Below are 15,492 nucleotides of genomic sequence, written 5' to 3' on the forward strand. Positions count from 1 at the left end.
ACTGTAACGAGGACCCAGGGTCCGGTATCCGGTGACCGGGAGATCCAGGGGGTCTGCCACGGCCCGTCGATCGAGGACGTGCTGTCGCGTCCCTGCTCCAGCGGGCGACAGTGCCGCCACCCGAACGAATTCCGGGTGGCGGCACTGGTTGACGTACGCAGCAGGCGCGAGGCCTAGAACGCGGCCTCGTCCAGCTCCATCAGGGAGTTGTCGATCGACTCCGCGAGCGCGCGCTCGGTGGAGACGTGCGGCAGGACGTTCGCGGCGAAGAACTGCGCGGCGGCGATCTTGCCCCGGTAGAAGGCGACGTCCTTGGCGCCGGCGTTCGGCAGCTTCTCGGCTGCCACGGTCGCGCCCTTGAGCAGCAGGTATCCGACGACGACATCGCCGGAGGCCATCAGCAGGCGGGTCGTGTTGAGGCCCACCTTGTAGATGTTCTTGACGTCCTCGCCGGTCGCCGTGAGGTCGGTGATCATCGTGCCGACGATCGCCTCCAGGTCGACGGCGGCCTTGGCGAGCGAGTCCAGCGCGGGGGCCAGCTCCTCGTTGCCGTGGGCGCCCGCGAGGAACTTCTTGATCTCCTCGGAGAGCGTGTTGAGCGAGGCGCCCTGGTCGCGGACGATCTTCCGGAAGAAGAAGTCCTGGCCCTGGATCGCCGTGGTGCCCTCGTAGAGGGTGTCGATCTTGGCGTCCCGGATGTACTGCTCGACCGGGTACTCCTGGAGGTAGCCGGAGCCGCCGAAGGTCTGGAGCGACTGCGCGAGCTGCTCGTAGGACTTCTCGGAGCCGTAGCCCTTCACGATCGGCAGCAGCAGGTCGTTGAGGCCGATCAGCGCCTTGGCGTCCTCGCCCGCGGCCTCCTTCTCCTGGATCGCGTCCTGGACGGAGGCGGTGTAGAGCACGAGGGAGCGCATGCCCTCGGCGTAGGCCTTCTGCGTCATGAGCGAGCGGCGCACGTCGGGGTGGTGCGTGATGGTGACCTTGGGCGCCGTCTTGTCCATGAAGTTCGCCAGGTCCGGACCCTGGACGCGCTCCTTGGCGTACTCCAGGGCGTTCAGGTAGCCCGTGGAGAGGGCGGCGATGGCCTTCGTGCCGACCATCATGCGGGCGAACTCGATGATGCGGAACATCTGGCGGATGCCGTCGTGCTTGTCGCCGATCAGCCAGCCCTTGGCGGGGTGCTGGTCGCCGAAGGTCATCTCGCAGGTGTTGGAGGCCTTGAGGCCCATCTTGTGCTCGACGTTCGTCGCGTACACGCCGTTGCGCTCGGCCAGCTCGCCGGTGGTCCAGTCGAAGTGGAACTTCGGGACCATGAAGAGCGAGAGGCCCTTGGTGCCGGGTCCGGCGCCCTCGGGGCGGGCCAGCACGTAGTGAATGATGTTCTCGGACATGTCGTGCTCGCCCGAGGTGATGAAGCGCTTCACACCCTCGATGTGCCAGGAGCCGTCGTCCTGCTGCACGGCCTTCGTCCGGCCGGCGCCGACGTCCGAGCCGGCGTCCGGCTCGGTCAGCACCATCGTCGAGCCCCACTGCTTCTCGACGGCGATCTCCGCGATCTTCTTCTGCTCCTCGTTGCCCTCCTCGTAGAGGATGCCGGCGAACGCCGGGCCGGAGGAATACATCCACACGGCCGGGTTCGCGCCGAGCAGCAGCTCCGCGTAGCCCCAGATCAGGGAGCGGGGGGAGGTGGTGCCGCCGATCTCCTCGGGGAGGCCCAGGCGCCAGTACTCGGAGTCCATGAAGGCCTGGTACGACTTCTTGAAACTCGCCGGGACCGGTGCGGTCTTCGTCTCCGGGTCGAAGACCGGCGGGTTGCGGTCGGCGTCGACGTAGGAGTCCGCGAGCTCGTTCTCCGCGAGGCGGGCGAGCTCGTCCAGGATGCTCTTCGCGGTGTCGACGTCCATCTCGCCGAACGGACCGGTGCCGTACACCTTGTCGCGCCCGAGTACCTCGAAGAGGTTGAACTCGATGTCGCGGAGATTCGACTTGTAGTGCCCCATGGGAAGGCTCCGTAATCAATAGCAGTGGCGCGCGGCGCCCCGGGGAGTGATGAGGGTCGGGCGACAGGCAGGCGTAGGTCTATCAGCTGACCTCTACGATGATGCTACCCGTCAGTAATAAGGCGCAACCCCTCAAGCCGTAGATGTGTCCGATTACTCTTTGCAGCATGTACGGCTACGACCAGAACCCTGGTGCTCAGCAGCAGATGGGTCAGATGGGCCAGATGGGTGGCGGCTACGGGGAGCAGCCCCTGTATCCCGAACCCTCGCCGCCCTCCCTGGCCGACGCGGTACGGGCCTTCACCACCGGCTCCCTCTCCGCCGAGGACTTCCAGCAGATCTTCGCCACGTCGAAGGTCTACTGCCCGCGCGGCGACAACCCCGGGTTCCTGGCGCTGCACAACACGCAGCAGCCGGTGATCCCGATGTTCACCACGCTCAAGGAGCTGCGGAGGTATGCGGGCAAGGAGTCCAAGTACTTCGTGATCACCGGGGCCGAGGTGATCGACCTGCTGCCCACGGGGTACGGCTTCGTCCTGGACATGGAGGGCGATCACCGGATGGTCTTCGACGCCAAGGCCGTCGAGCAGATGGTCGACTTCGCCATGCGCCGCATGTACGGGTAGGCGTTTCGTCGTAGTGGGTCGCTGACCTGCGATTTCATTGTTCGGGCGAGGGTCCGTGCCGGGAGTGGCGCGGGCCCTTCTCGCTGTCGCGGCCACCCCGCGTCCGCTGTCGGGGTCACCCCGGGCTCCCTGCCGGTGCCACCCCGGGAATGCGCGACACCTTGCGGGATGTTCACCATTCAACTAAATTGATTCCAGAACACTCGCCCGGAGGTGGCTTCCATGCCCGCAGTGACTGTCGACAACCCGCTGACCCTGCCCAAGGTGGCCGCTTCGAGTGACGCCGCGGCCCGTCCCGTACTCACCGTCACGACCGCGCCGACCGGATTCGAGGGCGAGGGCTTCCCGGTGCGCCGCGCGTTCGCCGGGATCAACTACCGGCACCTCGACCCGTTCATCATGATGGACCAGATGGGTGAGGTGGAGTACGCCGCCGGCGAGCCCAAGGGCACCCCCTGGCACCCGCACCGCGGCTTCGAGACGGTCACGTACCTGATCGACGGCACCTTCATCCACCAGGACTCCAACGGTGGCGGCGGCACCATCGAGAACGGCGACACCCAGTGGATGACCGCCGGCTCCGGCCTGCTGCACATCGAGGCCCCGCCGGAGTCGCTCGTCCAGTCCGGCGGGCTCTTCCACGGCCTCCAGCTCTGGGTGAACCTGCCCAAGGCCGACAAGATGATGAACCCGCGCTACCAGGACATCCGCGGCGGCGAGGTCCAGCTCCTCGCCTCCCCGGACGGCGGCGCGCTGCTGCGGGTCATCGCCGGTGAGCTGGACGGCCACCAGGGCCCCGGCATCACCCACACCCCGATCACGATGATCCACGCCACCGTCCGGCCCGGCGCCGAGGTCACCCTGCCCTGGCGCGAGGACTTCAACGGCCTCGCGTACGTCCTGGCCGGCCGCGGCACCGTCGGTGAGGAGCGCCGCCCCATCGCGATGGGCCAGACCGCGGTGTTCGGGGCAGGCGGCTCGCTGACCGTCCGCGCGGACGAGCGGCAGGACGGCCACACCCCGGACCTGGAGGTCGTCCTCCTCGGCGGCCGCCCGATCCGGGAGCCGATGGCGCACTACGGACCGTTCGTGATGAACAGTCAGGCCGAGCTGAAGCAGGCCTTCGAGGACTTCCAGGCCGGCCGCCTGGGCACCGTCCCCGCCGTCCACGGCATGTGACCCACCGGGCCGGGCCCCGCACTCCGCGCGATGCGGGGCGCGGGGCCCGGCCCGTGCCGCTCCCGCGAGATGACGCTCCGTCACTCGTACGGGGGCGGCGGACGGGACAGCCGTCGCGCACCGTGATCGGGTGGGAGGGTGCCCGCACCCAAGCCCCTCCTTCCCGAGAGCGCCCGCCGCGCGGCCGCCTGGTGCGGTGTCGTCCTGCTCGTCGTGGGCGTCGCCGCCGTCGCGATCTGGCTGGTCGTCGCCCTCAAGACCGCGGTCACCCCGGTGCTGCTCGCCCTGCTCGGCACCGCCCTGCTCGGCCCCGTGCACCGCTGGCTGATCGCGCGCAGGCTCAACCGTTCGCTGGCCGCGGGGCTGACCTGTGCGGCCCTCGTCGCGGTGGTCGGCGGCGCCGGGTACATCGTCGTCACCGCCCTCGTCGACTCCGGCGACCAGATCGTCGCCTCGCTGAAGGACGCGGGCCAGTGGGTCGTCGACCACCTGGACATCGCCGGGGCCACGGACGTCGACGACCTGGCCGACAACGCGAAGAACCTGGTCGAGAAGTTCGGGGCGAGCGCGGCGGGCGGTCTGCTCAGCGGCATCAGCCTGATCGGTTCGCTGGTGGCGACCAGCGTGCTGGCCCTGCTGCTGACCTTCTTCTTCCTGCGCGACTCGGACCGGGCCGTCAACCTGGCCCACTCGGTGGCCCCGCGCGGCGCCGGGGACCTGGTCGAAGCCATGGGCCGCCGGGCGTTCGAGGCCGTCGAGGGCTTCATGCGCGGCACCACGTTCATCGCCCTGATCGACGCCGTGTGCATCACGGTGGGCCTGCTGATCCTGGGCGTTCCGGGGGCTGTGGGGCTCGGCGCGCTGGTCTTCGTCGGCGCGTACATCCCCTACCTCGGGGCGTTCCTCTCCGGCGCGGTCGCGGTGCTGGTCGCGCTGGCCGACCGGGGGTTCGTGATCGCCCTGTGGGCCCTGGGGGTGGTGCTCGCGGTCCAGGTGCTGGAAGGCCATGTGCTCCAGCCGATGATCCAGAGCCGTACGGTCCAGATGCACCCCGCCATGATCATGATCGCGCTGACGGCCGGAGCGAGTGTGGCCGGCCTGCTCGGCATGCTGCTGGCCGTCCCCCTGTGCGCGGCGGCCTTCGGCGTCCTCGGCGAACTCCGCAAGGGCTACGGCCCGCCACCCGCGCCCGCCTCGCCGCCGCCCGCCCCCGCCCCGTAGCACTCCGGCCTCAGGACGCCGGGGCCTCCGCCAACTCCCCCGGCTCGTCCGACTCGTACAGCTCGAACCAGATCGACTTCCCCTCCCCGCGCGGATCCACCCCCCACGCGTCCGCCAGCATCTCCATCAGCACCAGACCCCGCCCGCTGGACGCCATCTCGCCCGGCCGCCGCTTGTGCGGCAGCTCGTCACTGGCGTCGGCGACCTCGACGCGGAGCCGCCGTTCTCCCTGCTCGCCGGAGACCTCCGCCATCATCAGCGCGTCCCCGTCCGTGTGGACGAGCACGTTGGTGGCCATCTCGGAGACCATCAGGACCGCCGAGTCGACCTGATCCGGATCGCCCCAGTCGTGCAGCAGCTCGCGCACGAGCTGCCGGCCGACCGAGACCCGCTCGGGCTCGGCCTGCGCGATGGTCAGGACGCTGCGGCGCGGTGGCGACTTCCGGGCCGGGGTGCTCTCGCGCCGCAGCACCAGGACCGCGATGTCGTCCTCCCGCCGGTCGGCGAGCGGTCCCGTCGTGTAGTGCGAGGTCGGCCCGTGCACGGCCTGGACCAGGGCGTCGGCCAGCTGTTCCAGGTCCTCGGCGGGCTCCTCCAGGACCGGGCGCAGCCGGGTCCAGCCGGTGGCCATGTCGTGTCCGCCGGTCTCGATGAGGCCGTCCGTGCACAGCATGATCGTCTCGCCGGGTTCCAGGACCACCCGGGTGGTGGGGTAGTCCGAGTCCGTCTCGATCCCGAGCGGCAGCCCGCCGGCCGTCTGCCGGATCACCGCGGTCCCGTCGGCGCTGATCACCACCGGGTCGGGGTGGCCCGCGCGGGCGATGTCCAGGGTCCCGGTCTCCGGGTCCACCTCCGCGTACAGGCAGGTCGCGAAGCGGGGCGCGGAGGGCTCCGCGTCGCCCTCGACGCTCTCGTACGCGTCGGTGAGCCCGGACAGGAAGCGCGAGGCCCGGGAGAGCACCGCGTCCGGGCGGTGGCCCTCGGAGGCGTAGGCGCGCAGCGCGATGCGGAGCTGGCCCATCAACCCGGCGGCCCGGACGTCGTGGCCCTGGACGTCGCCGATGACCAGGGCGATGCGGCCGTTGGGCAGCGGGATCATGTCGTACCAGTCGCCGCCCACCTGGAGCCCGCCGCCGGTCGGCACGTACCGCGCGGCCACGGTCATGCCGGGGATGTCCGGGCCCAGGGTCGGCATCATCGAGCGCTGGAGCCCCAGCGACAGCTCCCGTTCCGTCTCGGCCACCCCGGCGCGGGCCAGGGCCTGGGCGAGCATCCGGGCGACCGTCGACAGCACCGCGCGCTCATCCGGCGAGAAGCCCACCGGATGCCGGAACCCGGCCATCCAGGCGCCCATCGTGCGGCCGGAGGACACCAGCGGCAGGAAGGCCCAGGACTGCCGTCCGAAGCGCCGGGCGAGCGGCCAGGTGGCCGGGTAGCGGCGGCGGTACTCCTCGGGGGAGGGGAGGTAGATCGCCCGGCCGGTGCGCACGACCTCGGCGGCCGGGTAGTCCGTCTCCAGCGGCATGTCGGTGAAGGACTCCTCGTCGCCGACGTTGTGTCCGTGGTGCCCGACGATCGTCAGCCGCTCCCCGGCGGACCCGAAGACCGCCAGGCCGTCCGGGGAGAAGCCGGGCATGGACAGCGATCCGGCGACCCGCAGCACCTCCGCGGTGGACCGGGCCTCGGCCAGCGCGCGCCCGGCGTCCAACAGGAACGCCTCCCGGGACCGGCGCCAGTCCCCGGTGATCGGGGTGTGGGCGGCGTCGGTGGAGCCGGGCTGCGGCTCGGCGACTTCCTGGAGCGTGCCGTAGAGGACGTAATTCCCGACGTCCTCGTCCGGCGGGAGGATCGGCTTGGACCGGCTGCGCACGATACGGAGGACCTGCCCGCGCTCGTCCACGATCCGCAGCCGTGCCTCGGCGAGGGTGCCCTCGGTGACCGCGAGGTTCACGACTCCGTAGATCTCGTTCCAGTCGACCGGGTGGAAACGGGAGCGCACCGCCGACTCCCGATAGCTGCCGGGCTCGGGAGGCAGGCCGAGCAGCCGGGCCGCCTCTGCGTCGAGCGTGACCGTGCCGGCTGCGTTGTCCCAGCGCCACAGGCCCGTCGCGATCGCGGCCAGGACTTCCTCGGTGCGCATTGCCCCACTTTAGGAAGATGTGCTCGGTGGACGCCACCGAGGGGCCGCCACCTGCCCCGGCGGCCGGGCGGATGCGGGACCGTAAAGCGAAATGAAGCGTCGGCTCCCCGGGCGGTAGCCTGGGGAGGCTCCAATCCACCCCCAACCGCGAAGACTGGATGAACGACGATGCATCGGTACAGGTCCCACACCTGCGGCGAGCTCCGCGCCTCTGACGTCGGCACCGACGTCCGGCTGAGCGGCTGGCTGCACAATCGCCGAGACCTGGGTGGCATCCTCTTCATCGATCTGCGCGACCACTACGGTCTGGTGCAGCTCGTCGCCCGCCCCGGCACCCCCGGCAACGAGGCCCTGGCGAAGCTCACCAAGGAGACCGTCGTCCGGATCGACGGCAAGGTGTCCGCGCGCGGCGCCGACAACGTCAACCCGGAGCTGCCGACCGGTGAGATCGAGATCGAGGTCACCGAGGTCGAGGTGCTCGGCGAGGCCGGGCCGCTGCCCTTCACGATCAACACCGAGGACGGCGTCAACGAGGAGCGGCGCCTGGAGTACCGCTTCCTCGACCTGCGTCGCGAGCGCATGCACCGCAACATCCTGCTGCGCTCGGCCGTGATCGCCTCCATCCGCTCCAAGATGGTGGCCCTCGGCTTCAACGAGATGGCGACCCCGATCCTCACCGCGACCTCCCCCGAGGGCGCCCGTGACTTCGTCGTCCCGTCCCGGCTGAACCCCGGCAAGTTCTACGCCCTGCCGCAGGCTCCGCAGCAGTTCAAGCAGCTGCTGATGATCTCGGGCTTCGACCGCTACTTCCAGATCGCTCCGTGCTTCCGCGACGAGGACGCCCGCGCGGACCGTTCGCCGGGCGAGTTCTACCAGCTCGACGTCGAGATGTCCTTCGTCGAGCAGGAAGACGTCTTCCAGCCGATCGAGAAGCTGATGACCGAGCTCTTCACCGAGTTCGGCAACGGCCGCGAGGTCACCTCGCCCTTCCCGCGCATCCCGTTCCGTGAGTCGATGCTGAAGTACGGCAACGACAAGCCGGACCTGCGCGCCAAGCTGGAGCTCGTCGACATCTCGGACGTCTTCGCCGACTCCGGGTTCAAGGCGTTCGCCGGCAAGCACGTGCGCGCGCTCCCGGTCCCGGACACCGCCGGCCAGTCCCGGAAGTTCTTCGACGGCCTCGGTGAGTACGCCGTCGAGCACGGCGCCAAGGGCCTGGCCTGGGTGCGCGTGGGCGAGGACGGCACGCTGGCCGGCCCGATCGCCAAGTTCCTCACGGAGACCGACGTCAAGACGCTCACCGAGCGCCTCTCGCTGGTCCCGGGCCACGCGATCTTCTTCGGCGCGGGCGAGTTCGACGAGGTCTCCAAGATCATGTCGGCCGTCCGGGTCGAGACCGCCAAGCGCGCGGGCCACTTCGAGGAGGGCGTCTTCCGGTTCTGCTGGATCGTCGACTTCCCGATGTACGAGAAGGACGAGGAGACCGGGAAGATCGACTTCTCGCACAACCCCTTCTCGATGCCCCAGGGCGGCCTGGCCGACCTGGAGGAGAAGGACCCGCTGGACATCCTCGCCTGGCAGTACGACATCGTCTGCAACGGCATCGAGCTGTCCTCGGGCGCCATCCGTAACCACGAGCCCGAGCTGATGCTCAAGGCTTTCGAGATCGCCGGGTACGACCGCGAGACCGTCGAGCACGAGTTCGCGGGCATGCTCCGCGCGTTCCGCCTCGGCGCCCCGCCGCACGGTGGCATCGCCCCGGGCGTCGACCGCATCGTGATGCTGCTCGCCGACGAGCCCAACATCCGCGAGACCATCGCCTTCCCGCTCAATGGCAACGCCCAGGACCTGATGATGGGCGCCCCGACCGAGCTGGACGAGACCCGTCTGCGCGAACTGAACATCCAGCTCCGCAAGCCGGTCGCCGCGAAGGGCGCGTCGGAAAAGCCCGCGGAGAAGTAGTCCGCACGGCCCCGCTCTGCGGATGTTTCACGTGAAACAGCCCCCGATCACCCGATCGGGGGCTGTTTCGTTGCACGCGGGGGAGAGCCGGTGACAGCCGGGCGACGTGGTACAGCCGGATGGCCCCGATTCGGGTTCGGCCCGGCCGGGCCCGGCAAAGACTGGCACCGAGGCACCTCTGTCGAGGGTCGCGCATCGAGCGCCGAGCGCCGGGCTCCGGTCGTCGAGCGAGTCGCACACGGGCAGAGCCGAGTGTCGAGTGCCGAGTCGTCAGCCGGAACCCGAGGAGCGCGCCGCCGTGTCCGTCCCCCACCGCCCCCGCACACCGCGCACCGCCCCGGGCCCCCTGCCGCCCCTGCCGGCGTTCCCGGCCGTCCCATCCCTCTTGGCGCTCCTGGCCCTGCTGACGCTGCTCCTCACCGGCTGCGCGACGCAGCAGGACGCGCCCTCGGTGCCGCGCGGTGCGCCGGGCCCGCAGTCCGACGCCGCGTCCGCGCTCCGGGTCTCACCCAGCCCGACGCCCGCACCGCGCCCCGCCGAGATCCCGGAACTGGGACCGGAGACCCGCGCGGAGATCCCCGCCGAAGCCCGGCAGGCGTTCGTCGTGACCGGGGAGGAAGCCGACTCCAACCAGTCCAGCGCGGTCCTCTACAGCCGTGAGGACCCCGCGAAGGGCTGGCAGCCGGTCGCCGGACCCTGGCCGGCGCACAACGGCATGGAGGGCTGGACCGACCACCATGTGGCGGGCGACCTGCGGTCCCCCACGGGCGTCTACACCCTCACCGACGCGGGCGGCCGGCTCCCTGACCCGGGCGCGCTGCTGCCGTACGACGAGCACCCCCGGTTCGCGGTGGACGGCGAGGGCTTCTTCGGAGAGCCGCTGGAGGGCTCCTTCGACTACGTCGTCGCGATCAACTACAACCGCACGGAGGGCGTCAGCCCCCTGGACCGCACCCGCCCGCTCGGCCTCGAACGCGGCGGCGGCATCTGGGTCCACGTCGACCACGGCGGCCCCACGCAGGGCTGCGTCTCCGTCCCGGAAGAACGCATGGAGGAACTCCTGCGCACCCTGGACCCGAAGATGAACCCGGTGATCGTGATGGGGGACGCGGGGACGCTGGGGCGCTGACCCGGCGCCGTACGCCGGGAGCCCGGGACCGCACACGGCGGTTCCGGGCTCCCGGCGTACGGACGAAGGCGCCTAGGCCGGCTTCTCCTCCAGGCGCGGGAAGAGCACCGCGCCCTTCGTCACCGTCGCGCCGACGGGCAGCACGCCCCACGTGCCCGCGTCCTGGACCCGCTGGTCGGCCAGCGCGCCCAGGGACTCCTCGGCGCCCAGGGACTCCCAGAGCTTCTGCGAGGTCTCCGGCATCACGGAGTTCAGCAGGACCGCGACCCCGCGCAGCGCCTCGGCGGCCGTGTACAGGATGGTCGCCAGGCGGGCCTGGCCCTCCGGGGTGGTGTCCTTGGCCACCTTCCACGGCTCCTGCTCCGTGATGTAGCCGTTGACCTGCTTCACGAAGTCGAAGACCGCCAGGATGCCGGACTGGAAGTCCAGCTCCTCGCCGATCTTCCGGTCGGCGGTCGCGACGGCCTTCGCCAGGCCCTCCTGCACGGCCCGCTCGGCGTCCTCGACGGCTGTGGCCGCCGGCAGCGCGCCGCCGAAGTACTTGCCGACCATCGCCGCGACGCGCGAGGCGAGGTTGCCGTAGTCGTTGGCCAGCTCGGAGGTGTAGCGGGCGGAGAAGTCCTCCCAGGAGAACGACCCGTCGCTGCCGTACGCGATGGCCCGCAGGAAGTACCAGCGGTACGCGTCCACGCCGAAGTGCGAGGTCAGGTCCTGCGGCTTGATGCCGGTCAGGTTGGACTTGGACATCTTCTCGCCGCCGACCATCAGCCAGCCGTTGGCGACGACCTTGCCGGGAAGCGGCAGGCCCTGCGCCATCAGCATCGCCGGCCAGATCACCGAGTGGAAGCGGAGGATGTCCTTGCCGATCAGGTGCACGTTCGCCGGGAACGTACCGTCGAACTTCTCCTGGTTGGCGCCGTAGCCCACGGCCGTCGCGTAGTTGAGCAGCGCGTCGATCCAGACGTAGATGACGTGCTTGTCGTCCCACGGCACCGGGACGCCCCAGTCGAAGGTCGAGCGTGAGATCGACAGGTCCTGGAGGCCCTGCTCGACGAAGTTCACGACCTCGTTGCGCGCCGACTCGGGCTGGATGAAGCCGGGGTTCGCCGCGTAGAACTCCAGCAGCTTGGGGCCGTACTCGCTGAGCTTGAAGAAGTAGTTCTCCTCCTTGAGGAGCTCCACCGGCTTCTTGTGGATCGGGCACAGCTTCTGGCCGGCGAACTCGCCCTCGCCGTCGATCAGATCGCCGGGGAGCTTGTACTCCTCGCAGCCCACGCAGTACGGGCCTTCGTACCCGCCCTTGTAGATCTCACCCTTGTCGTGCAGGTCCTGCACGAACTCCTGCACCCGGTCGGTGTGCCGCTTCTCCGTCGTCCGGATGAAGTCGTCGTTCGCGATGTTCAGGTGCTCCCAGAGGGGCTTCCACGCCTCTTCGACGAGCTTGTCGCACCAGGCCTGCGGGGTGACGTCGTTCGCCTCGGCCGTGCGCATGATCTTCTGACCGTGCTCGTCCGTGCCGGTGAGGTACCACACCTTCTCGCCGCGCTGGCGGTGCCAGCGCGTGAGCACGTCGCCTGCGACGGTCGTGTAGGCGTGGCCCAGGTGAGGAGCGTCGTTGACGTAGTAAATGGGGGTCGAGACGTAGTACGCCGTCGCCCCCTGCTTCTCGGATCCAGTGGCCGCCATGGTCGAAATCCTAACGGCCCGACCAAGATCCACTCACATCGGTTATGCGGGCCCGCGTTCGGGGCGGAGGGACGGCGTCCGGCGGAGAGCTTTGCGAAACATCCGTTCCCGTAATGGTTCCCGAAGGAAAGTCGCATCCTGGGAGGGAGCGGACAAGCGTGCACGAGGCAGGGGACATCACCATGCGAGTACTGGTCGCCGAGGACGAGGAGATCCTCGCGGAGCTGGTCGCCACCGGACTGCGCCGGGCCGGATTCGCGGTCGACACCGTCTACAGCGGCGACGCGGCCCTCGCCTACCTCGGCCTGCACGACTACGACGTCGTCGTGCTCGACCGCGACCTCCCCCGGGTGCACGGCGACGATGTGGCCCGCAGGCTGGTCGCCTCCGGCTCCCGCACCCGGATCCTGATGCTCACCGCCTCCGGCGCCATGGAGGACCGGGTCGCCGGGCTCGACCTCGGGGCCGACGACTACGTCAGCAAACCGTTCGAGTTCCCCGAGCTGGTCTCCCGGGTACGCGCGCTGCGCCGGCGCAGCGCCAGACCCGTGCCGCCCCAGCTGGAGCGGCACGGCATCCGGCTCGACACCGTGCGGCGCTCCGCGCTGCGCGACGGCCGGGATCTGGACCTCTCACCGAAGGAGTTCACCGTGCTGCAACTGCTCCTGGAGGCCGACGGCGGCACGGTCAGCGCGGAGGAGCTGCTGGAGCGGGCCTGGGACGCCAACGCCGACCCGTTCACGGGAGCCGTGCGCGTCTGCATGAGTAAGCTCCGCGCCAAACTCGGCGAGCCCGCGCTGATCCGCACGGTGCAGGGCGTCGGGTACGCGCTGTGAAGCGGCCGGTCCTGCTGGTGCGGCGGCTGCTCGCCGCATCGAAGCTGCCGCACTCCACGATCCGGACCCGGATCGCCTTCGTGTACGGCGGTGTCTTCCTGGTGCTCGGCACCGCGCTGCTGGCCACCGTCAACCTCGCCTCCCGCGCCGGTACGGAGACCGATGCGCGGGCCATCGCCTCCTCCGCGGTCGTCGACCCGCCCGGATACACCGTGAACGGCCCCCTCATCACCCGCAGCTCCGCCGGATCGTCCACCGTCTACGAGATCACCGACCACGTCAGCGACGCGGCGGGCAAGCAGCTCATGAACTGGTCGTTCGCCGCGCTGCTCGTGATGACGGCGGGCGCGGTCGGCGTGGGCTGGTGGATAGCGGGACGTGTGCTGCGGCCCGTCCACGCGATGACCGCGAAGGCCCGCCGGCTCTCCGAGCGGACCCTGCACGAGCGGATCGCGTCCAGCGGCCCCGACGACGAGCTGAAGGAGCTGGGCGAGACGCTGGACGCGCTGCTGGGCCGCCTGGAGAAGGCGTTCGACAGTCAGCGGAGGTTCATCGCGAACGCCTCGCACGAGCTGCGGACCCCGCTGGCCACCCAGCGCGCCGCGATCCAGATCGGCCTGGACGACCCGTCCCCGGAGGATCTCGTACGCACCCGGCAGACGCTGCTGGACACCAACCGGCGCAGTGAGCGGCTCATCGAGGGGCTGCTCGTGCTGGCCCGCAGCGAACGGGGACTGGCCACGGACGAGCGTGAGGCGGTCCGTCTCGACCGGGTGGTCAGGGAGGAGGCGGCCCGGTATCCGGGGGTGCGGGCGGCGGGCGGCCCGGCGGGCCGGGGTGCGGGTGACGGCCCCGCCGTGAAGGTCGCGGTGGCCGCCTGCCCGGTGCGCGGCAACCGGCTGCTGCTCGCCCAGTTGGTGGCGAACCTGCTGGCCAACGCGGTCACGTACAACGTGCCGGGCGGCTCGGTGGAGGTCTCGCTGACCGGGGAGGGGGCCCTGCTGGTGCGCAACACCGGCCCGGTGGTCTGCGAGGCCGACATCGCGGGGTTCTTCGAGCCGTTCCGGCGCGGCGAGGGCCGGGACCGGATGGGCCAGGGGTCGGGACTCGGGCTGTCGATCGTGCGGTCGATCGCGGTGGCCCACGGCGGAACGGTCACGGCGCTACCGGGCCCGGAGGGCGGCGGTCTCGCCGTGACCGTACGGCTGCCGGTCGATCAGGCGTCGGAGCCGGCCGTGCGTGCGGCGGTCCAGGCCGGTAGTCCGGCGAGGATCTCCCGGTAGAGCTCGGCGTCCGCGATCTCGCGGGGCGCCGGGCCGGCGTGGAAGAAGCCGGTGTTCGGGGCGTCGAGCTTGCGCAGGAAGTCGAAGCCCTTCGCGTCCTGCTCGCCGAAGGCGACGAACTGGAAGAACAGCGGCAGCCGCGCGGCCTCGGTGAGGGCCTGCCGGGCGGCCTGCTTGGCGTCGGGCGGGCCGTCCGTCTGGAAGATCACGACAGCCGGACCGGTGGCCTCGGACTTCTCGTAGTGCGCGACGATCTCCTCGACCGCGCGGTGGTAGTGCGTCCGGCCCAGCCGGCCGAGGCCCGCGTGCAGCTCGTCGACGCGGCCCTCGTGGCCGGAGAGCTCGATGGATCCGGTGCCGTCGATGTCGGTCGAGAAGAAGACGACCGGCACGGTGGCGTCCTCGTCCAGGTGCGCGGCGAGCGCGAGCGCCCGGTCGCCCAGGTGCTGGGCGCTGCCGTCCTTGTAGAACGGCCGCATCGAGCCGGAGCGGTCGAGCACCAGGTAGACGCGGGCGCGGAGCCCGGTCAGCCCGTGCGCCTTGAGCGCTGCCTGCGCCGCCTTGTACGGGGCGACGAGCTGGGGAGCGCGCGTCTTGACCCGCGCGAGGGCGGTGGCGGGCTTGCCGGTGGCGGTCTCCGGGGTCTCGGTGGCCTCCGGGGTCGCTGCGGCCTCCGGGGTGGCCTCGGGTGCGGCCTCCGGAGTCTCGATGGTCGCGGCGGTGGGCTCGGCGGCGGGAGCGTCCGCGGGAGCCGCTTCTGCTGCCGCAGCCGGCGCCGGCTTCGACTCCTGCTTCGGCTCGGTGGCGGCCTCCGGGGCCTCGTCGAGATCGAAGTCGATCGTGATCGGCTCCGGAGCCGACGCGGGCTCTTCAGCCTTGAGGGGCTCCTCGGCCTCGACGGGCTCCTCGGCCTCGACGGGCTCCTCGGCCTTGGCGGGCTCCTCGGCGGCCACCGGCTCCGGCTCCGCGGGCTTCTCCGCCTTCGGGGCCTGCGCCGGGGTCTTCTCTGCGACCTTCTCGGCGACCTTCTCCGGGGTCGACTCCGGGGCCGACGCCTGCGCGGGGACGGTCGGCGACGGCTTGGCCGTGGCGGCCGCCTTGTCGAAGGCCTCCGCCACCAGGTCGGTGGCCGGCGAGCCGTCACGCTCCGTGGAGTCGGCGGCGGCGGAAGCCGTGGACGCGGACGTCGTGGACGGTGCGTCGGCGGAGGCCGGGACGGGGGACACGGGCGAGGCCGGCGCCGGAATCGACGCCTTCGGCTCCGCAGCGGGCTCGGCAGCCGAAGTGGTCTTCGACTCCGTCTCCTTGGGCTGGGTGCGCTCGGCCTGGGGCGGGACGGTGGCCGTGGTCGGCTCGTCCTGCTCCGTGCGGCCGAACACCTTACGCAGCAAGCTCCGAATGCCCATGGGCGAGGCCTTTCGCATGAGTTG

General features: G+C 70.8%; 11 protein-coding genes. 7 read left to right on the plus strand and 4 right to left on the minus strand.

Annotated features, from left to right (window positions below; all coding sequences use genetic code 11):
* Positions 1-173: 173 nt before the first annotated feature.
* Positions 174-2,000 (minus strand): acyl-CoA dehydrogenase, encoded by a 1,827-nt coding sequence (locus ACH4UK_RS18750; protein WP_398357553.1) that lies wholly within the window; start codon positions 1,998-2,000, stop codon positions 174-176.
* Between the two features lie 167 nt (positions 2,001-2,167).
* On the opposite strand from ACH4UK_RS18750, the gene ACH4UK_RS18755 reads away from it, so the two are divergent.
* The 3 genes from ACH4UK_RS18755 to ACH4UK_RS18765 all read left to right on the plus strand — a co-directional run bounded on the left by ACH4UK_RS18755 (position 2,168) and on the right by ACH4UK_RS18765 (position 5,026).
* Positions 2,168-2,626, plus strand: a complete 459-nt coding sequence (locus ACH4UK_RS18755; RefSeq protein WP_073822341.1) for an SseB family protein — start codon at positions 2,168-2,170, stop codon at positions 2,624-2,626.
* 222 nt (positions 2,627-2,848) lie between these two features.
* Positions 2,849-3,805, plus strand: a complete 957-nt coding sequence (locus tag ACH4UK_RS18760; RefSeq protein WP_398357555.1) for a pirin family protein — start codon at positions 2,849-2,851, stop codon at positions 3,803-3,805.
* 138 nt (positions 3,806-3,943) lie between these two features.
* Positions 3,944-5,026: an AI-2E family transporter gene (locus ACH4UK_RS18765; RefSeq protein ID WP_398357557.1), complete on the plus strand. Its 1,083-nt coding sequence runs from the start codon at positions 3,944-3,946 to the stop codon at positions 5,024-5,026.
* A 10-nt stretch (positions 5,027-5,036) separates the two neighbouring features.
* Here ACH4UK_RS18765 and ACH4UK_RS18770 read toward each other — a convergent pair whose 3' ends face one another.
* Complete coding sequence (locus ACH4UK_RS18770) at positions 5,037-7,166, minus strand: SpoIIE family protein phosphatase (protein ID WP_398357559.1); 2,130 nt, start codon at positions 7,164-7,166, stop codon at positions 5,037-5,039.
* Positions 7,167-7,334: 168 nt separating this feature from the next.
* Between ACH4UK_RS18770 and aspS the strand changes: the two genes are divergently transcribed.
* Both aspS and ACH4UK_RS18780 read left to right on the plus strand, forming a co-directional pair.
* Positions 7,335-9,128, plus strand: a complete 1,794-nt coding sequence (gene aspS / locus ACH4UK_RS18775; RefSeq protein ID WP_398357560.1) for an aspartate--tRNA ligase — start codon at positions 7,335-7,337, stop codon at positions 9,126-9,128.
* A gap of 298 nt (positions 9,129-9,426) precedes the next feature.
* Entirely contained in the window at positions 9,427-10,257 is an 831-nt protein-coding gene (locus ACH4UK_RS18780; RefSeq protein WP_398357561.1) for a L,D-transpeptidase family protein, read from the plus strand.
* Positions 10,258-10,329: 72 nt separating this feature from the next.
* Here the strand turns inward: ACH4UK_RS18780 and metG are convergent, their stop codons facing one another.
* Positions 10,330-11,943, minus strand: a complete 1,614-nt coding sequence (gene metG / locus ACH4UK_RS18785) for a methionine--tRNA ligase (RefSeq protein WP_398357563.1) — start codon at positions 11,941-11,943, stop codon at positions 10,330-10,332.
* Between the two features lie 182 nt (positions 11,944-12,125).
* On the opposite strand from metG, the gene ACH4UK_RS18790 reads away from it, so the two are divergent.
* Both ACH4UK_RS18790 and ACH4UK_RS18795 read left to right on the plus strand, forming a co-directional pair.
* Positions 12,126-12,779: a response regulator transcription factor gene (locus tag ACH4UK_RS18790; protein WP_024263690.1), complete on the plus strand. Its 654-nt coding sequence runs from the start codon at positions 12,126-12,128 to the stop codon at positions 12,777-12,779.
* A complete protein-coding gene (locus ACH4UK_RS18795) occupies positions 12,776-14,062 on the plus strand; it encodes a sensor histidine kinase (RefSeq protein WP_398357565.1) in 1,287 nt (428 codons plus the stop codon). The genes ACH4UK_RS18790 and ACH4UK_RS18795 overlap by 4 nt, the downstream gene beginning before the upstream one ends.
* Here the strand turns inward: ACH4UK_RS18795 and ACH4UK_RS18800 are convergent.
* The gene (locus ACH4UK_RS18800; protein WP_398357566.1) at positions 13,996-15,468 is read right to left on the minus strand and encodes a VWA domain-containing protein; all 1,473 of its coding nucleotides are present in this window, start codon (positions 15,466-15,468) and stop codon (positions 13,996-13,998) included. The genes ACH4UK_RS18795 and ACH4UK_RS18800 overlap by 67 nt on opposite strands.
* Positions 15,469-15,492 lie beyond the last annotated feature (24 nt).

Source organism: Streptomyces sp. NPDC020884 (assembly GCF_044333935.1).
Taxonomy (GTDB): Bacteria; Actinomycetota; Actinomycetes; order Streptomycetales; family Streptomycetaceae; genus Streptomyces.